21 protein-coding genes and 1 tRNA gene are annotated in these 22,099 nt (G+C 69.7%); 14 read left to right on the top strand and 8 right to left on the bottom strand.

Translation table 11 applies throughout. The annotated features are described in order from the left end of the window. Window positions 1-48 precede the first annotated feature (48 nt). The 3 genes from AC3RXZ_RS03530 to AC3RXZ_RS03520 all read left to right on the top strand — a co-directional run bounded on the left by AC3RXZ_RS03530 (window position 49) and on the right by AC3RXZ_RS03520 (window position 1,891). A tRNA-Lys gene (locus AC3RXZ_RS03530) sits at window positions 49-121 on the top strand. Between the two features lie 348 nt (window positions 122-469). Beyond that, complete coding sequence (locus AC3RXZ_RS03525) at window positions 470-784, top strand: DUF7882 family protein (protein ID WP_243225066.1); 315 nt, start codon at window positions 470-472, stop codon at window positions 782-784. Window positions 785-802: 18 nt separating this feature from the next. Further along, window positions 803-1,891 (top strand): PQQ-dependent sugar dehydrogenase, encoded by a 1,089-nt coding sequence (locus AC3RXZ_RS03520; RefSeq protein WP_491493180.1) that lies wholly within the window; start codon window positions 803-805, stop codon window positions 1,889-1,891. A 15-nt stretch (window positions 1,892-1,906) separates the two neighbouring features. On the opposite strand, the gene AC3RXZ_RS03515 is transcribed toward AC3RXZ_RS03520, so the two are convergent. The 5 genes from AC3RXZ_RS03515 to AC3RXZ_RS03495 all read right to left on the bottom strand — a co-directional run bounded on the left by AC3RXZ_RS03515 (window position 1,907) and on the right by AC3RXZ_RS03495 (window position 5,384). Beyond that, window positions 1,907-2,275 carry a hypothetical protein gene (locus tag AC3RXZ_RS03515; protein WP_491493179.1) on the bottom strand — a complete coding sequence of 123 codons (369 nt, stop codon included), beginning with the start codon at window positions 2,273-2,275 and terminating at the stop codon, window positions 1,907-1,909. Between the two features lie 87 nt (window positions 2,276-2,362). Continuing rightward, the gene (locus AC3RXZ_RS03510) at window positions 2,363-2,851 is read right to left on the bottom strand and encodes a YbaK/EbsC family protein (protein WP_491493178.1); all 489 of its coding nucleotides are present in this window, start codon (window positions 2,849-2,851) and stop codon (window positions 2,363-2,365) included. Between the two features lie 29 nt (window positions 2,852-2,880). Further along, window positions 2,881-4,113 (bottom strand): MFS transporter, encoded by a 1,233-nt coding sequence (locus tag AC3RXZ_RS03505; protein WP_491493177.1) that lies wholly within the window; start codon window positions 4,111-4,113, stop codon window positions 2,881-2,883. Continuing rightward, complete coding sequence (locus tag AC3RXZ_RS03500) at window positions 4,110-4,556, bottom strand: MarR family winged helix-turn-helix transcriptional regulator (RefSeq protein ID WP_491493176.1); 447 nt, start codon at window positions 4,554-4,556, stop codon at window positions 4,110-4,112. Before AC3RXZ_RS03500 ends, AC3RXZ_RS03505 begins: the two co-directional genes overlap by 4 nt. A 39-nt stretch (window positions 4,557-4,595) precedes the next feature. Further along, the gene (locus tag AC3RXZ_RS03495) at window positions 4,596-5,384 is read right to left on the bottom strand and encodes an IclR family transcriptional regulator (RefSeq protein ID WP_243225098.1); all 789 of its coding nucleotides are present in this window, start codon (window positions 5,382-5,384) and stop codon (window positions 4,596-4,598) included. 104 nt (window positions 5,385-5,488) lie between these two features. Between AC3RXZ_RS03495 and AC3RXZ_RS03490 the strand changes: the two genes are divergently transcribed. From AC3RXZ_RS03490 to AC3RXZ_RS03480, 3 genes are read left to right on the top strand one after another with little or no spacing between them, the layout of a single operon-like run. Then, on the top strand, window positions 5,489-6,274 hold the full coding sequence (locus AC3RXZ_RS03490) for a CoA transferase subunit A (RefSeq protein WP_491493175.1): 786 nt from the start codon (window positions 5,489-5,491) through the stop codon (window positions 6,272-6,274). Between the two features lie 2 nt (window positions 6,275-6,276). After that, window positions 6,277-6,930 carry a CoA transferase subunit B gene (locus tag AC3RXZ_RS03485; protein WP_491493174.1) on the top strand — a complete coding sequence of 218 codons (654 nt, stop codon included), beginning with the start codon at window positions 6,277-6,279 and terminating at the stop codon, window positions 6,928-6,930. Continuing rightward, a complete protein-coding gene (locus AC3RXZ_RS03480; RefSeq protein WP_243225104.1) occupies window positions 6,927-8,105 on the top strand; it encodes an acetyl-CoA C-acetyltransferase in 1,179 nt (392 codons plus the stop codon). Before AC3RXZ_RS03485 ends, AC3RXZ_RS03480 begins: the two co-directional genes overlap by 4 nt. Window positions 8,106-8,128: 23 nt before the next feature. Here AC3RXZ_RS03480 and AC3RXZ_RS03475 read toward each other — a convergent pair whose 3' ends face one another. Next, window positions 8,129-8,425 (bottom strand): hypothetical protein, encoded by a 297-nt coding sequence (locus tag AC3RXZ_RS03475; protein ID WP_243225106.1) that lies wholly within the window; start codon window positions 8,423-8,425, stop codon window positions 8,129-8,131. Between the two features lie 172 nt (window positions 8,426-8,597). Here AC3RXZ_RS03475 and AC3RXZ_RS03470 point away from each other — a divergent pair, with 172 nt between their 5' ends. The 7 genes from AC3RXZ_RS03470 (at window position 8,598) to ilvC (ending at window position 17,408) form a co-directional block, all read left to right on the top strand. Then, window positions 8,598-9,854, top strand: coding sequence for an MFS transporter (locus tag AC3RXZ_RS03470; protein WP_243225117.1), 1,257 nt, complete (start codon window positions 8,598-8,600; stop codon window positions 9,852-9,854). 68 nt (window positions 9,855-9,922) lie between these two features. Continuing rightward, complete coding sequence (locus AC3RXZ_RS03465) at window positions 9,923-11,332, top strand: alpha,alpha-trehalose-phosphate synthase (UDP-forming) (RefSeq protein WP_243225123.1); 1,410 nt, start codon at window positions 9,923-9,925, stop codon at window positions 11,330-11,332. A gap of 71 nt (window positions 11,333-11,403) precedes the next feature. Next, window positions 11,404-12,201: a trehalose-phosphatase gene (gene otsB, locus AC3RXZ_RS03460; protein ID WP_243225133.1), complete on the top strand. Its 798-nt coding sequence runs from the start codon at window positions 11,404-11,406 to the stop codon at window positions 12,199-12,201. 9 nt (window positions 12,202-12,210) lie between these two features. Then, entirely contained in the window at window positions 12,211-13,926 is a 1,716-nt protein-coding gene (gene ilvD, locus AC3RXZ_RS03455; RefSeq protein WP_491493173.1) for a dihydroxy-acid dehydratase, read from the top strand. Window positions 13,927-13,985: 59 nt separating this feature from the next. Further along, window positions 13,986-15,788 (top strand): acetolactate synthase large subunit, encoded by a 1,803-nt coding sequence (locus tag AC3RXZ_RS03450; protein ID WP_243225149.1) that lies wholly within the window; start codon window positions 13,986-13,988, stop codon window positions 15,786-15,788. Between the two features lie 4 nt (window positions 15,789-15,792). Next, on the top strand, window positions 15,793-16,302 hold the full coding sequence (ilvN, locus tag AC3RXZ_RS03445; RefSeq protein WP_243225157.1) for an acetolactate synthase small subunit: 510 nt from the start codon (window positions 15,793-15,795) through the stop codon (window positions 16,300-16,302). A 77-nt stretch (window positions 16,303-16,379) separates the two neighbouring features. Further along, on the top strand, window positions 16,380-17,408 hold the full coding sequence (gene ilvC / locus AC3RXZ_RS03440) for a ketol-acid reductoisomerase (protein ID WP_243225166.1): 1,029 nt from the start codon (window positions 16,380-16,382) through the stop codon (window positions 17,406-17,408). 52 nt (window positions 17,409-17,460) lie between these two features. On the opposite strand, the gene AC3RXZ_RS03435 is transcribed toward ilvC, so the two are convergent. Next, entirely contained in the window at window positions 17,461-20,289 is a 2,829-nt protein-coding gene (locus tag AC3RXZ_RS03435) for an FAD-binding and (Fe-S)-binding domain-containing protein (protein ID WP_243225168.1), read from the bottom strand. Window positions 20,290-20,357: 68 nt separating this feature from the next. Here AC3RXZ_RS03435 and AC3RXZ_RS03430 point away from each other — a divergent pair, with 68 nt between their 5' ends. Continuing rightward, window positions 20,358-21,017 (top strand): GntR family transcriptional regulator, encoded by a 660-nt coding sequence (locus AC3RXZ_RS03430; protein WP_243225170.1) that lies wholly within the window; start codon window positions 20,358-20,360, stop codon window positions 21,015-21,017. Window positions 21,018-21,091: 74 nt separating this feature from the next. Here the strand turns inward: AC3RXZ_RS03430 and AC3RXZ_RS03425 are convergent, their stop codons facing one another. Continuing rightward, entirely contained in the window at window positions 21,092-22,036 is a 945-nt protein-coding gene (locus tag AC3RXZ_RS03425) for a hypothetical protein (RefSeq protein WP_243225172.1), read from the bottom strand. Between the last annotated feature and the right edge of the window lie 63 nt (window positions 22,037-22,099).

Below are 22,099 nucleotides of genomic sequence, written 5' to 3'. Positions count from 1 at the left end.
GGGCCACAAGCTGGTAACGTAATTCCTCGGCCGGGAAGCCCCGGTCATGCGCCTCTAGCTCAATCGGCAGAGCAACTGACTCTTAATCAGTGGGTTCAGGGTTCAAGTCCCTGGGGGCGCACCGCAACGAATGAGGGCGGGATCCATACGGATCCCGCCCTCATTCGTCTTCCGCCGCTTCAGACGGTCAGCAGCGCCTTCGTGGCGGCGCTCGTCCATGGCCCGGTAGCCCTCCGCGGCGTCCTCCAGGGGCAGCTACCGCATTCCCGTGGCAAAGAGCAAGGCCCTCGTCGCTTCGAGCGGAGTCGTCGTACCGTGAACGCGGAGCTGCTCAGACGCCCCCGTTCGGGCGGGAGCACATCTGTCTGAACCTCCGCGCGCCGGTGGCTCATCCGTCGCTCTTGACGGGTGGGCTGCCGGTCACCAGGCTCAGCGGTCGGCAGGGAGCGAAATGGTATACCGTCAGCTCATGGGCACTCTTCACTATGGCGCCTCCAGTGACGCCATCCATATCGAGGACCGTGCCTTGGCGCACCTCAAGGTCGTCATCGCCACCAAACTGCGCCGGCAGGAGTCCTTCACCCTCTCGTGGCAGCATCCGGACGGCGATCCCGTCGGGCGGTCCACGATCTGGATCCACCCTTCGATACCGTTGCGCTTCACCTTCGAATCCCCGGATCCGCCAGATCTGAATCCACGCTGGATCGAGGCTCTGATGCACTCAGCGAACTCGACGGGCGGGATATCGCTCGTCGATGAGGTGCTCGACTCGCCGGAGGACTGACACGGGACGGAGCGCATCATGAACGGGCATCACCGACGTCTCAGCATCCTCAGGGCGGTCGTCGCGGTGATCGTCCTGACGGCCTGCACCGCGCAGCCGTCGCCATCGGTCGCCCCGTCCCCGCAGGCGACCTCCGATACCGCCACGCCGGAGAGTCCGCAGGCCGTGGCCGTCATCGCCGACGGACTGGACGCACCGTGGTCGGTGACCTTCCACGACGGTGCGGCGCTCGTGAGCGAACGGGACTCGGCGCGCATCCTCGAGATCGGCGATGACGGGGCCGTGCGGGAGGCGGGGATCGTCCCCGGCGTGGTCTCCGGAGGCGAGGGCGGACTGCTCGGCATCGCTGCGCACGACGAGCATCTGTACGTGTACCTCACAGCGGCGGACGAGAACCGCATCGACCGGTTCGCGCTGACCGGAGCGCCCGGCTCGCTCGGACTCGGCGAGGCAGAGACGATCCACGCGGGGATGCCGGCGGCGCGCACCCACAACGGCGGTCGCATCGCCTTCGGCCCGGACGGGATGCTGTATGCGACCGTGGGGGATGCCGGGGACCGCGCCGCCGCGCAGAACCTCGATTCGCTGTCCGGCAAGATTCTGAGGCTGACACCGGAGGGCGACATCCCGCCGGACAACCCGATCCCCGGGTCGCCCGTCTACAGCTACGGGCATCGCAACCCGCAGGGCATCGCGTGGGACGAGGACGGTGTCCTGTACGCGAGCGAGTTCGGGCAGGACACCTGGGATGAGCTCAACGTCGTCGAACCGGGCGGGAATCACGGCTGGCCGGAGGTCGAGGGAGCCGGTGGCGAGCCCGCGATGGTCGACCCGGTGCAGCAGTGGCCGCCGGCCGAAGCGAGCCCGAGTGGCGTCGCGATCGCGGGCGGATCGATCTTCATCGCCAATCTGCGCGGCGAGCGGCTGCGCGTGGTGCCTCTGGGGGACCTGGCCGCGTGGACCGAGCTGTTCGTCGGCGAGTACGGGCGTCTCCGAGACGTGGTCGTCGCACCCGACGGTGCACTCTGGCTCCTCACCAACAACACCGACGGCCGCGGCCGGCCGCGCGACGGCGACGATCGCATCATCCGCGTTCCGGCGCCGTGAAGCGATTCCTGCTCGTCAGGAGACCGTCGTCTCGTTGCCGAGGACCGCATGGCCGTCTGCGTCGAGATTCCGGTGAGTGCGGTCGAAGCGAGCGGGCCACGCAGCGGTCACGCCGCGGACGACCGCCACCCAGCCGACGGAGAACAGCATGATCCCGCCGAGCGCAGCCAGACTCGGCGAAAGGAAATCGTATTGCGGGACGGGACGGCTGGCCGCGACCGTGTCGAACATCGGCAGCCAGCTCAACAGCGCATGGAGCGAGTGGAAGCCCATTCGGAGGATCGCGGCCGCCATGACAGTAAGGAGCACGACACCACCGGCGACAGCGGTCGCTCCCACCGCGAGGAGGACGGTCGCGTGCAGCGCTCGTCGAGAACCGGACATCGCCTTCCCTCCGCAGTTCGCCTTGAGCGGGATTCTGACACTCGTCGGCTGCGGTGACAAGGACGGTCGGGATCCCACGCGCCCTGGTCAGTCCCGGGTGACGGCGATGACCTGCGCCGCGGTCACGTCCTTCAGCAGGTCGAAGGTCAGCGGCATCACGGTGTGCGGGTGGCCGGCGGCCGCCCAGATCTCGTCGTGCCCGGCGAGCGTCTCGTCGACGAAGGTGCGCAGCCGGCTCGGGTGCCCGACCGGCGCCACTCCGCCGATCGCCTGACCGGTGGCCTGGCGGACGACGGATGCCGGGGCCATCGCCACCTCCTCGGCTCCGATCTGCTCGGCGAGGACGACGGGATCGGCGCGATGGCCGCCGCTCGTCATCACCAGCACGGGCTCGCCGTCGGCGACGAACACGAGGCTGTTCGCGATCGCGGCCACCGCGCACCCGATGGCCGCCGCCGCCTCGGGCGCGGTGCGGGCGGAGTCCGGAAGGACACGGATGGCGGCGTCGACGCCGGCATCCGCGAGGTGCTGGTGGACGAGGCGCGAGCGTTCTGGCAGGGAATCCGGGTCGGTCATGACGACACCGTAGCGCGTGCGCCGACGCTTCAGGCCGCGTCGCCGATCAGGATCGCCTCGGCGTCCTCCCGGGTCGCGTCGTCCGCCTCGTCATCGATGTGAGCGAGGATGCGGCGTCCCAGGAACACCGTGAGCGCGGCGATCAGCACCGATGCTGCGGCGAACAGATAGGGCACGGTGGCGTTGAAGTGATGCCACAGGAGGGCGGCGACCGGCGGGGCGATGGCGCCGCCGATGAAGCGGACCGCCGAATAGGCGGACGAGGCGACCGACCGTGGAAGATCCGTGGCCTCCATCACAGCCTCGGTCAGCACGGTGTTCATCACGCCGAGCAACAGACCGCCGACGATGATGCAGGTGATCAGGGCGGGAGCGCTCTCGGCGACGAACCCGGCCACGGCCAGATCGACGGCGAGGAGCGGCAGGATCGTGAGGATGATCGTCGTGCGGCGCCTCCGGCGCATCATCCACGGGGCCACCCACACGCTCGTGATCGCCAGGGCAACGCCCCAGCCGAAGAACGTGAAGCCGATGCCCATGGCACCGAATCCGAGGGGGAACGGCGAGAATGCCAGCAGGACGAAGAACCCGATGTTGTAGAACAGGGCCGTCACGGCGAGGATCGCCAGTGCCGGACGTCCCAGAGCGCGGAACGGGGCCGAGAACGGCACGGGCTCGCGCTTCTCGGCTGTCGGGCGCAGCAGCGTGAGCACGGCGATGAACCCGATCGCCATGAGGGCGACCACACCGAAGAACGGGCCGCGCCAGCTCACCTCGCCGAGCAGGCCGCCCAGCAGCGGACCGATCGCGATGCCGAGCCCCAGCGCCGCCTCGTACAGCACGATGGCCGCGGCGCTGCCGCCGGCGGCCGAGCCGACGATCGTCGCGAGCGCGGTGGAGATGAACAGCGCATTGCCCAGGCCCCATCCGGCGCGGAAGCCGATGATGGCGTCGACGCTGCCGCTCAGCGCGCACGCGAGTGCGAACGCGACGATGAGACCCAGGCCGATGAGCAGGGTCGCCTTCGCACCGATGCGGCTGGAGATCCAGCTGGTGACGAGCATCGCCAACCCGGTGATGAGCAGGTAGCTGGTGAACAGCAGCTCCGTCTCGGTGGGCGTCGCCTTCAGGGACTCGGCGATGGCCGGGAGGATCGGATCCACCAGACCGATGCCCATGAAGGCCACGACGCTCGCGAACGCCACGGCCCAGACCTGTGCCGGCTGCCTCCACACTGATCCGGTCGCTGTCGCGCTGCTCATTCCCTGTCTCCTGTCTCCGTGAGGGGCCTTTCGGCCGAGTGGATCGCGAGGATCTCGGCGGCGCGGGACAGTGCTGCCCAGTCGTCCTCGTCGAGGGCGGCGAACCGCGGCTCGAGGGTGGCGCGGAACTCGGCGCGCCAGGCGTGAAGGGCGTCGACGCCTTCGGCGGTGATGGTCACGACGGTCGCTCGGGAGTCGGCCGGGTCAGCGGAGCGCCGGACGAGGCCGGTCCGCTCGAGGTCGCCGATGAGCCGGGTCATCCCGGGCTGGGTCGTCCTCGCGGCGGTCGCGAGGGCTCCGACGCGGACCCCGCCGTCTCGCTCGAGGATGCTGAGGACGCGCCACTGCGCCGAGGGCGCCTCGTTCCGGGCATCCTGGGCGGCGATACGGGCGAGCGCGTGCGCGGAGAGCACGATCGACGGGATGATGTCGGCTCGATTCATACCGAAGAGTATATATCACTCGGTATACATGGGGTCGGGTCAGCGCCGAGCGCTTGCGATACGCGCCGACAGCTGATGCGCGTGCGCCAGGAGCGTGCGCCCGAGATCCGCGATCCGGTCCGGGCCGAACCGGAACTCGACGCCGGTGAGGCTCAGCGCCCATTCCGGGCGACCCTGCCGATCGAAGACCGCAGCGCCGATTCCCCAGCTGCCCTCCACGATGAGCCCTGGATTGATGGCGAAGCCGCGCTCCTTGGTCTCCGCGAGCCGCGAGCGCAGCGGCTTCTCGGCGTGCGACCGCCCCCAGCGTTCGGGCAGCTCGGGATGCCGCTCGAGATAAGCATCCACATCGTGGGCAGGCAGGAACGACAGGATCGCGAGTCCCGCGCTGGCGACCCCGAGCGGGAACCGCACGCCTTCACTGAGGACGAACGAGCGAATCGGGAAGGATCCCTCCTCGCGCAGCAGGCACACCGTCTCGTCCGCTCGCCGGACGGACAGGAACGCGCTCTCCTCGGTCTTCACCGCCAGAGAGCGCACGATGTCGCGGCCCAGGGCCGTAACGTCGTAGCGCGCCGCGGCGACGGTCCCCATGAGGAACAGCTCGGGACCCGGCATCCAGCGCGCCGTGGCCTCGTCGCGGTCGACGAGTCCTTCCGCGCGCAGTGCCGACAGCAGCCGGTGCGCCGTCGAACGGGACAGATCGGCGGCACGCGCGAGCTCCTGCAGTCCCGCCCCGTCCCCGCCACCGGCGGTCACCAGGCGCAACAGGTGCGCCGCGCGGGCGACGGCCTGCGCTCCGGGCACGCTCGTCGGTGACCGTTCCATATGGTGGACACTAATCGGCCATCCGACCACATGGCAAGATCCGGCTTCGGCTCTGACTGCCACGGGCGGATGCTGGAGGGAGGACTCACACGAAGGAGTGATGCGTGATCGACAAGCAATGGGGCTCTGCGGCCGAGGCCGTGGCCGACATCCCGGACGGCGCCTCCCTCGCCGTGGGCGGCTTCGGGCTCTCCGGAAACCCGATCGCCCTCATCGAGGCGCTGCTCGCACAGGGGACCACGCAGCTCAGCATCGTCAGCAACAACTGCGGCGTGGACGACTGGGGCCTCGGCATCCTGCTCGCCGCCCAGCGCATCCGCAAGATGACGTCGTCGTACGTCGGCGAGAACAAGGAGTTCGAACGGCAGTTCCTCTCCGGCGAACTGGAACTGGAGCTCACCCCGCAGGGGACGCTCGCCGAGAAGCTGCGCGCCGGCGGATCGGGCCTCGCCGCGTTCTACACGCAGACCGGGGTCGGCACGCAGGTCGCCGAGGGCGGTCTGCCTCGGCGCTACAACTCCGACGGGACGATCGCCGTCGCCTCGCCGCCGAAGGACGTGCGCTCCTTCGGCGAAGCTGGATCCGAGCGGGAGTACGTCCTGGAGGAGGCGATCACCACGGACTACGCACTGGTCCACGCCGCCGTAGGCGACCGGCACGGGAACCTTGTGTTCAACAAGGCGGCGCGCAACTTCAACCCGCTCGCGGCGATGGCGGGCCGGGTGTGCATCGCCCAGGTCGAGCGGCTCGTCGAGCCGGGCGAGATCGACCCTGACCGGGTGCATCTGCCCGGAGTCTTCGTGCATCGCATCATCGAGGTGGGCGAGGACGCCCCCAAGCGCATCGAGCGCCGCACGGTCTCCGCACCGGCGGCGAAGGAAGGAGCCTGACAATGCCGCTCACCCGCGAGCAGATGGCCGCCAGAGCCGCAGCCGAGCTGCAGGACGGCTCGTACGTCAACCTCGGCATCGGCCTGCCTACCCTCGTGCCGAACTACGTGCCCGAGGGCGTCACGGTCGTGCTGCAGTCCGAGAACGGCATCCTCGGTGTCGGCCCCTACCCGGTGGAGGACGCCGTCGACCCCGACCTCATCAACGCCGGCAAGGAGACGGTCACGGTGCTGGCCGGCTCCGCGTTCTTCGACTCCGCCACGAGCTTCGGCATGATCCGCGGAGGCAAGATCGACGCCGCGATCCTGGGGGCCATGCAGGTGTCGGCATCCGGGGACCTCGCGAACTGGATGATCCCCGGCAAGATGGTCAAGGGTCCGGGCGGTGCCATGGATCTGGTGCACGGCGCGGCGCGCGTCATCGTGCTGATGGAGCACGTCGCCAAGGACGGGTCGCCCAAGATCGTGGACGACTGCTCGCTGCCGTTGACCGGCCGCGGCGTCGTGCACCGCATCATCACGGACCTGGCCGTGATCGACGTCACCGAGGAGGGCCTCGTGCTCGTGGAGACCGCGCCCGGGGTGAGCGTGCAGGATGTGCTCGACGCGACCGAGCCCGAACTGTCCGTCTCCGAGGAGTTGAAGGAGCTCTCATGACCGACATCGTCATCGTCGCAGCCGCCCGCACGCCGCAGGGACGCCTCAAAGGTCAGCTGGCGTCGTTCACAGCCCCGCAACTGGGATCGTTCGCGATCCGCGGCGCGCTCGAGCAGGCCTCGATCGCTCCGGACGCGATCGATGCGGTGATCGTGGGCCAGGTGCTGGCCGCCGGCTCCGGCCAGAACGCCGCACGCCAGGCCGCGATCGGCGCGGGCATCGGCTGGGACGTCCCCTCCCATTCCGTGAACAAGGTCTGCCTCTCCGGGCTCACCGCCGTGATCGACGCGGCGCGCATCATCCGCACCGGCGACGCCACCACCGTGGTCGCCGCGGGCATGGAGTCGATGACGCGCGCACCGCACCTTCTCATGGGGTCGCGCGACGGCTGGACCTACGGCACCGTCGAGGTGCTCGACCACATGGCCTACGACGGACTCACGGATGCGTACGACCGGGAGAGCATGGGCGCCTCCACCGAGCGGCACAACGCACGGTACGAGCTCACCCGCGAGGCGCAGGATGTCGTGGCCGCACAGTCCCATCAGCGCGCCGCGGCCGCGCAGGCCTCCGGCGTGTTCGACGAGGAGATCGTGCCCGTCGAGGTGCCGCAGCGCAAGGGCGATCCCGTGCGCGTGACGGCCGACGAGGGCGTGCGGCCGGGGACGACCGTGCAGACGCTGGCGGGGCTGCGCCCCGCCTTCGCCGAGGGCGGGTCCATCACCGCCGGAAACTCGTCGCAGATCTCGGACGGGGCCTCAGCGGTCGTCGTGACGACGCGGGAGAATGCCGACACACAGGGTTGGCCGGTGCTCGCGGTGATCGGGGCGAGCGGGCAGACCGCGGGCCCGGACAACTCACTGCAGGCGCAACCGGCGCGGGCGATCGAGCGCGCCTGCGAGAAGCAGGGGATCACGCCGGCGGATCTGGACCTCGTCGAGATCAACGAGGCGTTCGGAGCGGTCGTGGCGCGCTCGCAGTCCGAGCTCGGGCTGTCCGCCGACATCGTGAACGTGCACGGCGGCGGCATCGCGATCGGCCACCCGATCGGGGCCAGCGGCAATCGGCTCGTCGTGCACATGGCTCACGAGCTGGCCCGGCGGGGGAGCGGCACGGTGGCGGTCGGCCTGTGCGGCGGGGGTGGTCAGGGCGAAGCGCTGATCCTCACGCGCTGAGAGCTGTGCTGCGCGCGTCTGGGTCAGCGCCGCTCTTTGGCGTGGTCCTGCGCGTCGGCGAGCGCCTTCTGGGACCGGAACTGCAGACGCTGCGCCTTCTTCGCCTTCTTGACGGACTGCGGAGAGTCGGCATCGACCGCGATGCCGCGCCGCTCGCGACTCAGATCCACCACCGCGCCGATGGCGAGGGCCATCGTGATGCCCCAGCTGACCCACGAGAGCACCGCGCGCCAGGTCACCGGTTCCGAACGCGTGCCACGCAGCAGTGAGACGCCCGCCGAGATCGCCGCGACAAGTCCGGTGCTGAAAAGGTAACGCATGGCTCAAACGTAGTCGACGCGGTGCGATGGGAGGGGGCCCTGGTTTCGTCCAGGTGGCCGCGGCTAGAATGTGGGCGGCGCTTCGGCGCCCCAGCTGTGTATCTACCGGCCGTCGGCATCCCGGCGGACAGCGGCGGCACCCGATCCCCGCGTCCACGGGCGCGCGAGAGCCATGACCCAGACACACATCCCTGCGGCGGACAGCGCCGCACAGCCCAGCCTGCTGCGCCTGGCGGGACTGCCCTACTTCCTCATCGCCTTCGTCGCGCGGCTCCCGTTCGCGATGATGGTCGTCGGCGTGCTGACCGTGGTGGTCTCGGCCCGCGGTTCGCTGGCGCTCGGCGGACTCACCTCGGCCGCCGTCGGGTTGGGGACGGCCGTCGTCGGACCACTGCTCGGCGCGGCCGCCGATCGGTACGGCCAGCGCATCGTTCTGCTCGTCTCAGCGCTCGTCAACGGCACGATGCTGGCCGTGTTCGCCGCGGTCGTCTACAGCCCCGCCGTCGATGCGGTCGTCCTCCTGACGGCCTTGGCGATCGGTGCCTCCGCGCCCCAGGTGTCACCCATGTCGCGTTCGCGCCTGGTCGCGATCATCACCGAGCGGATGCCGGAGAGGGAACGCACCCGGATCATCTCCGGCACGTTCTCCTACGAGTCGGCGGCCGATGAGACGGTGTTCGTGTTCGGCCCGTTCCTCGTGGGCATCCTGGCGTCGGCGATCGCGCCGTGGGCTCCGCTCGTCGGAGCCGCCGCCCTCACCTTCGTGTTCGTGGTCGCCTTCGCCCTGCACCGCACCGGCCGCCACATCTCGGCCGAGCGCCATGCCGACGGCTCGGCGCCCTCACGCGCCTCCGAACTGTTCCGGCCGGCGCTGCTCGTGGTCGTCGTCGGGATCTTCGGCGTGGGGCTCTTCTTCGGCTCCATGCTCACCTCGCTCACCTCGTTCATGGCCGATCGCGGGGACTCCGAGCAGGCGGGTCTGTTGTACGGGGTCATGGGCATCGGGTCGGCGGCGCTCGCGCTGGGCGTCGCCTGGCTGCCCGCGCGTTTCACGCTGCGGGCGCGGTGGCTCGTGTTCTCCGCCGTCCTGTTCGCCGGGACGCTTGTCGTGGCGACGGCGTCCTCGGTCGGTGCGATGATCCTGGCTCTCGCCGTCATGGGGATCGGCATCGGGCCCACGCTCGTGACCCAGTACAGCTTCGGAGCCGCGCGCAGTCCGCTGGGCCGCTCCGCGACCGTGATGACCATGCTCGGATCCGGCGTCGTGGTCGGCCAGGCGGCGGCCTCGGCGATCACCGGGGAGGTGGCCGAGAGACTCGGCACCCCCGCGGCGCTGCTGCTGCCGGCGGCCGCGGCCGCGATCGTGCTGCTCAGCGGTGTCGTCAACTGGTTCCTCAGCGGCCGGGGCGGCGCTCGCCGCGCTGTGTGACGCCGCGCGGCGGGGCGCCGAGGTCATCGCGGCTACGCTGGAGTCACCGATCCGGGTGAGGAGTCTCCATGGCCGTTGCGGAATTCGTCGTCGTCGCCAACCGTCTGCCGGTGGACAGGGTCCAGGGTCCGGACGGCGAGGAGACGTGGCGGACCTCCCCCGGAGGACTGGTCGCCGCCCTGGAGCCGGTCATGCACTCGGTCGACGGTGCGTGGGTCGGCTGGCCGGGCCAGGCCGACCTCGAGCTCGCACCGTTCGAGGCGAACGGCATCCGGCTCATCCCCATCGCGCTGAGCGAGCAGGAGGTCGAGGAGTACTACGAGGGCTTCGCGAACGACACCATCTGGCCTCTCTACCACGATGTGATCGCGCCGCCGCAGTACCACCGCGAGTGGTGGGAGGCGTACGTCACGGTGAACCGCCGCTTCGCGGAGGCCGCGGCGGACGCCGTGGCACCGGGTGGGACCGTCTGGGTGCACGACTATCAGCTCCAGCTCGTGCCGGAGATGGTGCGGGCTCTGCGGCCGGACGTCACGATCGGCTATTTCCACCACATCCCGTTCCCCGCCCACGGGCTGTACGCGCAGCTGCCGTGGCGCGACCAGGTCCTGCGCGGGCTCCTGGGGGCCGACGTGATCGGCTTCCAGCGCGCACAGGACGCCTCGTACTTCCTCTCGGCCGTGCGGCGCCGGCTGCGCTACGAGGTCAAGGGTGCGTTCGTCACCGTCCCGGAGGAGGACGGGACCCGCACCGTCGTGGCGAAGGCGTTCCCGATCTCGATCGACACCACGCCCTATCGCGAGCTCGCCGGGCGCGCGGACATCCAGGCCAGGGCGGCGGAGATCCGGGAGAGCCTGGGCAACCCGAAGAAGATCCTGCTGGGCGTCGATCGGCTGGACTACACCAAGGGCATCCGGCACCGCATCAAGGCGTACGGAGAGCTCATCGCGCAGGGGACCCTGAGCGTCGAGGACGTGACCCTCGTGCAGGTCGCGAGCCCCAGCCGCGAACGCGTCGACAGCTACGTGCACCTGCGCGACGAGATCGAGCTGTCCGTGGGCCGCCTCAACGGCGACTACGACACCATGGGGCACACGGCCATCCGCTACCTCCACCAGGGATTCCCCCGGGAGGAGATGGTCGCACTGTACCTCGCCGCGGACGTCATGCTCGTCACCGCCCTGCGCGACGGGATGAACCTCGTCGCCAAGGAGTACATCGCCACGCGGCAGGACAACCGCGGCGTGCTCGTGCTGAGCGAGTTCACCGGCGCCGCCGACGAACTGCGTCAGGCCGTGCGCGTCAACCCGCACGACATCGAGGGCCTCAAGGACGCCATCATGACCGCGGTGCAGATGCCCCCCGCCGAGCAGGGCAAGCGGATGCGGGCGCTGCGCAAACGCGTGCTGGAGAACGACGTGAGCGCGTGGTCCTCGTCGTTCCTCGCCGCGCTGGACGGCGCCCGCCGCGACGGTTGACGCGATTCCGGGCGGAGTCGCCGGGCGTGAGAGGCTAGCGGAGAAGCCCGCCTGCTGAAGGAGACACCGCTGTGACCCGCACCTGGACGCCCGGAACCGAGGATGCCGACCTGACCGCCATCGCGACCACGCCGCGCCTCGTGATCGCGCTGGACTTCGACGGGACGGCCTCGCCGCTCGTCGCCGAGCCCATGGCCGCTCGGGCCCTTCCGACGGTCAAGACGCAACTGGATCGACTGGTCGAGCTCCCGGACACGCTGATCGCCTACGTGTCCGGACGCAGCATGCACGACCTGCGCATCATCACGGAGCACGAGGACGACTCCGCCGTCGCGCTCGCCGGATCGCACGGGGCGCAGTACTGGTTCCCGGGCACCGGGCACGCCGAGCCCACCGGCGAGGCCACGGCTGAGGGAGCCCGCGAGGAGCTGTGGGCCGCGGCGCGACCGATCATAGAGCGCTACGAGGGCGCCGAGTTCGAACCCAAGACGTTCGGCATGGGCGTCCACACGCGCCGCGCCACGCCCGAGGTCGAGCGGGCCGTGTTCGCCGAGATCGACGCGCTCGTCGCCGAGCGGTTCCCGCACTGGCGCCGCCGTTCCGGCCATCGCGTGCTGGAGTTCTCCTCGCGGGACGAGGGGAAGGATGCCGCGATGAGCGCGCTGCGCGAGCACTTCGACGCCACCGGCATCCTGTTCGCGGGCGACGACGTGACCGACGAGGACGCCATGCGCGTGCTCCAGCCGGGCGATCTGGGGGTGCGCGTCGGCCCGGGGGAGACCGCCGCGACGCTGCGTGTGGAGAACCCACAGCAGATCGCCGAACTTCTGGCGCAGGTGGCCACCGAGCGGGCCGCCGGACGGGAATAGACTGCCGTCATGGCCCCGCAGGATTCCACGGACGCGTCCGTCGACATCAAGCCCCGAAGCCGCGTCGTCACCGACGGCATCGAAGCCACCACCTCGCGAGGCATGCTGCGCGCCGTCGGCATGGGGGACGCGGACTGGGACAAGCCGCAGATCGGCATCGCATCCAGCTGGAACGAGATCACCCCGTGCAACCTGAGCCTGGATCGCCTCGCGCAGGGCGCCAAGGAGGGCGTGCACTCCGGCGGGGGCTACCCTCTGCAGTTCGGCACGATCTCCGTCTCGGACGGCATCTCGATGGGTCACGAGGGCATGCACTTCTCCCTCGTCTCGCGTGAGGTGATCGCCGACTCCGTCGAGACGGTCATCATGGCGGAGCGCCTGGACGGCACGGTCCTGCTGGCCGGCTGCGACAAGTCCATCCCCGGCATGCTCATGGCGAGCGCCCGTCTCGGGCTCTCGAGCGTCTTCCTCTACGCCGGGTCCATTGCGCCGGGATGGGTCAAGCTGTCCGACGGCACCGAGAAGGACATCACGATCATCGACTCCTTCGAGGGGGTCGGAGCCTGCCGCGCCGGCCGCATGAGCGAGGAGGACCTCAAGCGGATCGAGTGCGCTTTCGCCCCAGGGGAGGGCGCGTGCGGCGGCATGTACACGGCGAACACCATGGCATCCGTCGCCGAGGCGCTCGGACTCAGCCTCCCCGGCTCGGCCGCGCCGCCGGCCGCCGATCGCCGTCGCGACCAGTTCGCGCACCGGTCCGGCGAGGCGGTCGTGAACCTCCTCCGCCAGGGCATCACGACCAAGGACATCCTGACGAAGGAGTCCTTCGAGAACGCGATCGCACTGGCGATGGCACTCGGTGGTTCGACCAACGTCGTGCTCCACCTGCTGGCGATCGCGCGCGAGGCCCAGGTCGAGCTGAACCTGCACGACTTCAACCGCATCGGCGACCGCACGCCGCACATCGCGGACATGAAGCCGTTCGGCCGCTATGTCATGAACGACGTCGACCGCCAGGGCGGCATACCGGTCATCATGAAGGCGATGCTCGACGAGGGTCTGCTGCACGGCGACGCGCTCACCGTCACCGGGAAGACGATCGCGGAGAATCTGCGCGAGCTGGATCCGGACCCCATCGACGGCGACGTCATCCACACCTTCGACGACCCGATCCACGCCTCGGGCGGGATCACCATCCTGCACGGATCGATGGCGCCGGAGGGCGCCGTCGTGAAGTCCGCCGGTTTCGACGCCGACGTCTTCGAGGGCCCTGCGCGCGTGTTCGAGCGCGAGCGCGCCGCCATGGACGCCCTCGCCGAGGGCGGGATCAGGGCCGGCGACGTGGTCGTCATCCGCTACGAGGGTCCGAAGGGCGGACCGGGCATGCGGGAGATGCTCGCGATCACCGGAGCCATCAAGGGCGCGGGACTCGGAAAAGATGTACTACTCTTGACAGACGGACGATTCTCAGGCGGCACAACCGGCCTGTGCATCGGCCACATAGCACCCGAAGCGGTGGACGCCGGTCCCATCGCCTTCGTGCGCGATGGTGATCTGATACGGGTCGATATCGCAGCTCGTTCTCTCGACCTACTCGTCGACGAGGCGGAGCTCGCCTCCCGCCGCTCTGGCTGGGAGCCGCTTCCCCCGCGCTATACCCGTGGCGTTCTTGCCAAGTACGCAGCCCTTGTGCGCTCTGCCGCCGAGGGTGCGACCACCGGTTGAGCCCCGGGCGCCCGAGCCCGCGGCCCCGACGACCGCTCATCAGATCCAAGGAAAGACACATGACTGCTGATTCCGTGTCGGCCGTGCCTCGGCCGCCCGCCCGTCAGACCGCAGCGCCGGAGCTCACCGGCGCCCAGGCGCTGGTGCGTTCGCTCGAGCTGCTCGGCGTCACCGACGTGTTCGGGATCCCCGGCGGCGCGATCATGGAGGTCTACGACCCGCTGCTGGACTCCACCGAGGTGCGTCACATCCTGGTGCGGCACGAGCAGGGCGGCGGCCACGCGGCCGAAGGCTACGCCGCGGCCTCGAACAAGGTGGGCGTCACGATCGCGACATCCGGACCGGGGGCGACGAACCTCGTGACGGCCATCGCGGACGCCTACATGGACTCCGTCCCGATCGTGGCCATCACCGGGCAGGTGTTCTCCACGCTGATGGGCACGGACGCCTTCCAGGAGGCCGACATCGTCGGCATCACGATGCCGGTGACGAAGCACTCGATCCTGGTCAAGGACGTGCACGAGATCCCCGGAGCGGTCGCCGCGGCCTTCGAGATCGCCTCCACCGGCCGTCCCGGGCCCGTGCTCGTGGACATCACGAAGGACGCGCAGCAGGCCAAGGCGCCGTTCATCTGGCCGCCCAAGGTCGACCTGCCGGGATACCGTCCCGTCACGAAGGCGCACGGCAAGCAGATCCAGGCCGCGGCCGCCCTGCTGGCCGAGTCGAAGAAGCCGGTGCTCTACGTCGGCGGCGGCGTGATCCGCGGACGCGCCTCCGAGGAGCTGAAGAGTCTCGCCGAGGCGACCGGGGCGCCGGTCGTGACCACGCTGATGGCGCGGGGCGCCTTCCCGGACTCCCACCCGCAGCACCTCGGCATGCCCGGCATGCACGGCACGGTTCCGGCAGTGCTGGCGCTCCAGGAGTCCGACCTCATCGTCGCCCTCGGCGCGCGGTTCGACGATCGGGTCACGGGGAAGGCGGCGCTGTTCGCCCCGAACGCGAAGGTCGTTCACGTGGACATCGACCCGGCCGAGATCTCCAAGATCCGCACCGCCGACGTCCCGATCGTGGGCGACGTGCGCGACGTGCTGGTGGACCTGGAGACCGCGTTCCGCAGCACGACCAGCAACGCCAAGCCCGACATCGACGAGTGGTGGTCCTACCTGGACGGGCTGCGTGACGAGTTCCCGCTCGGATTCCAGCCCACCAGCGACGGGCTGCTCTCCCCGCAGTACGTCATCCAGCGCATCGGCGAGCTGACCGGCCCCGAGGCCGTGTACGCGGCCGGCGTGGGGCAGCACCAGATGTGGGCCGCGCAGTTCATCAAGTACGAGCGACCGAACAGCTGGCTGAACTCGGGCGGCGCCGGCACCATGGGCTACTCGGTTCCGGCGGCCATGGGTGCCAAGGTCGCCGAGCCCGATCGCGTCGTGTGGGCGATCGACGGAGACGGATGCTTCCAGATGACCAATCAGGAGCTCGCGACGTGCGCGATCAACGGCATCCCGATCAAGGTCGCGATCATCAACAACTCGTCCCTGGGCATGGTGCGCCAGTGGCAGACCCTCTTCTACGACGGCCGCCACTCCAACACCGACCTGAACACCGGGCACGGCACCGTGCGTGTCCCCGACTTCGTCAAGCTCGCCGAGGCCTACGGCTGCCTCGCGATCCGCGTGGAGAAGGAGGAGGACGTGGATGCCGCGATCCAGCAGGCGCTGGAGACGAACGACCGTCCCGTCGTGATCGACTTCGTGGTGTCCGCCGACGCGATGGTGTGGCCGATGGTGCCCCAGGGGGTCAGCAACAGCTACGTCCAGTACGCCATCGACCATGCGCCGTCGTTCGAAGGGGAGGAGTGAGACCATGTCGACTCATGTGCTGAGCCTGCTCGTCGAGGACACCCCCGGCCTGCTGACCCGCGTCGCCGGGCTGTTCGCCCGCCGCGGCTTCAACATCGAATCCCTCGCCGTCGGGGTGACCGAGGTGCCGGGCATCTCCCGGATCACCGTCGTGGTCGACGTCGAGGACCTGCCGCTCGAGCAGGTGACGAAGCAGCTGAACAAGCTCATCAACGTCATCAAGATCGTCGAGCTCGACTTCGCGACCTCCGTCCAGCGCCATCACGTGCTCGTGAAGGTGCGCACCGACAACGCCACCCGCTCGAACGTGCTCGAGATCGTGAACCTGTTCCGCGCCTCGGTCGTCGACTACGCGGCCGACGCGGTCGTGATCGAGGTGACGGGGGACAAGGGCAAGATCGATGCGATCCTCCGCGCGCTGGAGCCCTTCGGCATCAAGGAGCTCGCGCAGTCGGGGCTGCTCGCCATCGGCCGCGGCGGCAAGAGCATCACCGAACGCGTCCTTCGCGGCTGACTCCGTTCCGCTCGTCGAGCGAGCGGAACGAGTCGGAACGCACTCATGACCAGACCACCATCAAGGAGAAACACAAAGTGAGTACTGAGATCTTCTACGACGCCGACGCCGACCTGTCGCTCATCCAGGGCAAGAAGGTCGCGATCGTGGGCTACGGCTCGCAGGGCCACGCCCACGCGATGAACCTGCGCGACTCGGGCGTCGAGGTCGCCATCGCCCTGAAGGACGGCTCGAAGTCCATCGTCAAGGCGGAGGAAGCGGGCTTCCCGGTCAAGAACGTCGCGGACGCGACCGCCTGGGCCGACCTCATCATGATCCTCGCGCCGGACCAGCACCAGCGCACGATCTACTCCGAGTCGATCGCCCCGAACCTGGCAGCGGGCAAGACGCTCGCCTTCGCGCACGGCTTCAACATCCGCTTCGGCTACATCGACGCGCCGGAGGGCGTGGACGTCATCCTGATCGCCCCGAAGGCCCCCGGCCACACGGTGCGGCGCGAGTTCGTCGCCGGCCGCGGCATCCCCGACATCATCGCGGTCGAGCGCGACGCGTCCGGCCAGGCCTGGGACGTCGCCCTCTCGTACGCCAAGGCGATCGGCGGCACCCGTGCGGGCGTCATCAAGACGACCTTCACCGAGGAGACCGAGACCGACCTGTTCGGCGAGCAGGCCGTCCTGTGCGGTGGTATGAGCCACCTCGTCCAGGCCGGGTTCGAGACGCTCGTCGAAGCGGGTTACCAGCCGCAGATCGCCTACTTCGAGGTGCTGCACGAGCTGAAGCTCATCGTCGACCTCATGTGGGAGGGCGGCATCGCCAAGCAGCGCTGGTCGATCTCCGACACGGCCGAGTTCGGCGACTACGTGTCGGGACCGCGCGTGGTCGATGCCCGCGTCAAGGAGAACATGAAGGGCGTGCTCGCCGACATCCAGTCCGGCGCGTTCGCCAAGCGCTTCATCGAGGACCAGGACAACGGTGCGACCGAGTTCCTCGCCCTCCGCGAGAAGGAGCAGGGTCACCCGATCGAGGTCACCGGTCGGGAGCTGCGCTCGCTGTTCTCCTGGAAGCAGACCGACGAGGACTACACGGAGGGCAGCGCCGCGCGCTGATCACCTCCACGACGAGGAACGGGCGTCTCTTTCGGGACGCCCGTTCCTCGTTTCAGCGGGTGAGTTCCTCGAGCACCTCGACGACGTGGCGGTAGGGCTTTCCGGTGGCCCGGGTCATCCCGATCTCGCACGTCCGGTTCGCCGAGACGAACGCGTCGAAGCCGCGTTCCGCGTCGGCGGCCGCGATCTCCGCGGACTCCACGGCCGTCGCACTGGCCGTGAGCTCCGGATGCAGCATGCCCCGGTCCCCGGCGAAGGCGCAGCATCCCCATCCGTCCGGGACGTACACCTCCTCGGCGACCGCTGCCGCCAGCTGCGTCAGGGCGCCGGTGGCTCCGAGAGCGGTCGTGGAGCACGTGGGGTGCACGGCGACGCGGTCGAGCCGGCGCGTGACCTCCAGCCGGGGGAGCGCCTCCCTGGCGAGGTAGGTGGTGGCGTCCTCGATCACCAGTCCCGAGAACTCCGGATGCTTCGCGGCGGCCTTCGCGAGCATCACGTGCAGCCCCTCCGTGCAGGATGCGGCATCGCATACCACCGGGATCTCTCCCTGCCGGCTGGCCTCCCACAGCGAGGCGAGCACGCGGTCGGTCATGCGGTCGTAGCCGGTCAGATGCCCCTTGGACTTCCAGGGGGTTCCGCAGCACAGCCCGCCCGCTTCGTCGGGGATCGCGATCGTGAGCCCGGCCCGCTCGAGCAGGGCCAGCACCGCGTCGCGCGAACCCTCGCCGTGGCCTTCGGCACCGAACATCGTCCCGATGCATGCGCCGAAGAAGACCACCTGTGCGTCGGCCGGCGAGACCGGGCGCGGCGGCGCCGAACCTCCACGCGGCAGGCCGCCGTCGTACAGCGGTACGGTGTCCGTCCCCAGCAGCGCGCGCCCGAGCCGTGTCACGCCGGTCACGAGCGGGGCCGGAAGCGCGTCGGCGACGGTGAGGGCGACGCCGCCGGCCCTCGTGACGACGCCCCAGCTCCGTGCCGCGGCATCCCACAGGCCGTCCTCGACCTTCGACGCCTCTTCGGCCCGCAGCCGGCGCACGAGGTCACCGGTGTTGATGTCGACCGGGCAGGCCACGCCGCACATCCCGTCGACGGCGCACGTCTGGACGCCTTCGTAGTCGTAGTCCGCCCGCAGCTCCGCGAGCAGTTCGTCATCGCCCTGCTCCTCGGCCCAGGCCATGTCGCGCCGCAGCACGATCCTCTGACGGGGCGTGAGGGTGATGCTCTTGCTCGGGCAGGTCGGCTCGCAGTACCCGCACTCGACGCAGCGGTCCACCTCGGCCTCGACCGTGGGAACGCGCTTGAGATCGCGCAGGTAGGACTCCGGGTCCTCGGACAGCACGACCCCGGGGTTCAGGATGCCCGAGGGGTCGATCAGGCGCTTGATCTCCCACATCATGTCGGTCAGCTCGTCGCCGTACTGCCGGCGCACGAAGGGCGCCATGATCCGCCCCGTGCCGTGCTCGGCCTTGAGCGAGCCGCCCTGCCCGAGCACCAGGTCGACGAGGTCGGCGGTGAAGCGGCGATAGCGCGCCAGACTCTCGGCATCGTCGAAGCGTTCGTTGAGCAGGAAGTGCACGTTGCCGTCCTTGGCGTGCCCGAAGATGACCGACCCGTCGTAGTCGTGCTCGGCGAACAGGTCGATCAGGCGCTCGCAGGTGACCAGCAGTCGGTCGACCGGCACGACGATGTCCTCCAGCAGGGCGGTGGTGCCCGAGGGGCGGGCGCCGGCGACCGCTGTGTACAGTCCCTTGCGGACGTGCCACAGGGATGCGCGCTCGGCGGCATCCGTGGTCAGCCTCGGGGCGACGGCGAGTGGCAGTTCAGCGAACCGTGCAAGGGCCGCCTCCGACGCGGTGACCAGTTCGGCGGCATCCGATGCGTGCACCTCGACGAGCAGCGCCGCGTGACCGTCGACGGCGATCTCGGCGATGGATGCCGGAACGTCGCTGAGCCCCTGGGCGACGCGCAGCGACGCGGCGTCCATGAGCTCGATCGTGGCGAGCCCCTGCGCCGCGAGAGCGGGGAGTGCCGCCATGGCGTCCGCCAGCGTCGTGAAGACGAGAAGCCCCGTCGCGATCTGCGGCCGGACGCGGATCGTGCGGAAGCGCGCCTCTGCGACGAAAGCGAGAGTTCCCTCGGAGCCGATCACGAGGTGCTCGAGGATCTTCACCGGATCCTCGAAGTCGAGGAGGGAGTTGAGCCCGTAGCCCATGGTGTTCTTCATCGAGAACTGCTGACGCACGAAGGCGGCGGCCTCGGGGGAGTCGATCAGCCGCCGTCGCAGGGCGAGGAGACCGTCCGCGATCTCCGGCTCGGCGGCGCGCAGCTGCTCCAGGGCATCCGGGGCCCCCGTGTCGAGCACGGTGCCGCTGGGCAGCACGAGAAGGAGCGACTCGATCGTGCGGTACGAGTTCTCCGTGATGCCGCAGGCCATGCCGCTGGAGTTGTTCGCCACGACGCCGCCGATCGTGCACGCGATCTCGCTCGCCGGGTCGGGACCGAGCTTGCGGCCGTACCGTGCGAGGCGGGTGTTGACCTGGCGGACCGTCGCACCGGGGCCGACGCGCACCAGAGCGCCGTCCTCCTCGATGACGATGTGGCGGAACGCCGAGCGGGTGTCGACCAGGATGTCGCCCGTCACTCCCTGTCCGGAGAGGCTCGTGCCGCCCGATCGGAAGGTGAGCGTCCGCCCGGCCGCGCGCACCGCGTCGAACGCGCGCGCGACGCCCTCGGCATCCTGCGGGCAGAGCACTGCGTCGGGCACCAGCAGGTAGTGCGATGCGTCATGGGCGCGGGCGAACCGATCGATCGAGCGCGCCGTCACCGCCGTGCAGGGGCCGAGCAGGTCGACGTCGAGGGGAGTGGCGAGCGCAGTGGACACGGAGCTTCCTCGCTTCAGATTGTCTGACAAGAATACTGAAGCAGTCTAGCGTCGCCTAGGCTGGCGACATGACGATCGCACCGGAACAGGCTCTCGGCGTGGTGGGCGTCGTGGAGGCCGTGACGCGACGGCTCCGTGCCCGCATCCTGGACGGAAGCCTCCGCCCCGGAGAGGCGGTCACCGAGGCGCGGGTCTCCGCGCTCTACGACGTCGCGCGCCCGAGTGCGAAGGCGGCCATCGAACAGCTCGTCGCGTCGGGTCTGCTCGCGCGCACCGCGCATCGCAGCGCCCGCGTGGTCGCGATCGACGCCGGCATGGTGCGCGACGTCTATCGCACCCGCACCCGGCTCGAGAGCGCGGCTCTGCGGGAACTGGCTGCGGTGAGGGAGTCGCCGGCGGCGGCGTCCGAGGCCAACGCCGAGATCCTCGCCCTGCCGGCGGGGCCGGACCCGGCGACCGTGGACCCGGATCTGCGCTTCCACACCGCGATCATCGACGCGCTCGGCAGCGACCGCACGTCGCGCATGTACCGCAGCGTCCTGGACGAGGTGCGGCTGTGCATGGCGCAGGTGCAGGGCCGACGCCTGCTGGACGCGGCCGTGATCGGTGCGCAGCACGCCGCGATCCTGGATGCCGTGGCCGCCGGGGACGGCGACGTCGCCGCAGCACTGCTCGCCGAGCACCTGGCTGCGGCCGAGGACCGACTGGTCGACGCGCTGACCGACTGATACCGTCCGACGCACTGACCGACTGATACCGTCCGACGCGCTGGCCGACCGAGTCCCCGTCGAACGCTGCTCGGCTACTGCTCTGCGGGCGCGTCCTCCACCATGATCGGCGGAGTGACATCGTTCGCCCACACCGGCGCCGGAAGCGGCGTGTCGACCTGACCGGCCTGGATCGCGCGCAGCGCCTCGGTGATCTCGTCGGCGTTCTCCGGCACGGGAAGACCGCAGGTGCGCATCTCGGACTCGAACTTCAGCGTCAGCCGGATCTTCCCCGCCTCGATGGCCTCCGCCGTGGTCCCGGACATGATCTCGCTGCCGGTCTGGATGTCGGACACCTCGTCGCACACGTGGTAGACCTGCCCGCCCTCGACCCAGTACACCTGGTCCTCACCGAGCAGCTGGATGACGGCGGACTGATCCGCGGTGTACTGCTCGACAGAGGGCGGATCGAAGTCGATCCCGAAGAAGACGGCGATCCCCGCCAGGACGATGCCGATGACGCCGGCTGTCGCCTTCTGGCCCTTGTCCATGTCCTTGTTCAGGAAGATCAGGATGATCAGCGGGACGAACGCGATGATGGCGATGATCACGCCCAGCTGGTTCTGGACGAAGAACTTCACCGTCTCCGACTTCTTCGCCGGGTCGAGGCGGTTCGCCTTCTTCCACAGCAGCGAGCCGCCGATCGAGAGCGCGGCGATCACGACGAGCAGCACGATCAGCGCGATGAAGGCCCACTGCGGGAACTGCGCTTCGACGCCCTGTTCCTCGAGCAGTCCGGTGTCCGGATCGCGCACGAGGGTGCCGTCCTCGCCGACGAACACCCGCTGGCGAAGCAGCCAGAAGATCCCGACGGCTTCGGCGGCGATCGCGAGCACCCACAGCCCCACGGCGATCCAGCGGAACGTCAAGGACTTCTGCTTGGCCGCCGGCGTCGGCTTCCACTCGGCGCCGCCGGTCGGTGCGGCTGCCTCTGTCGGATCGCCGGTCCTGTCGACGGCCTCGTTCTTGCCCTCAGCCACGGTGTGCTTCCCCTCGTCGATAGCTGGCCCCGAGCCTACTGGGACGGCTCCCGGCATCGCTAC

The organism is Microbacterium cucumeris (assembly GCF_058349845.2).
Note: the sequence above shows the minus strand (reverse complement) of the source record. Positions and strands in the feature narration are given on the sequence as shown.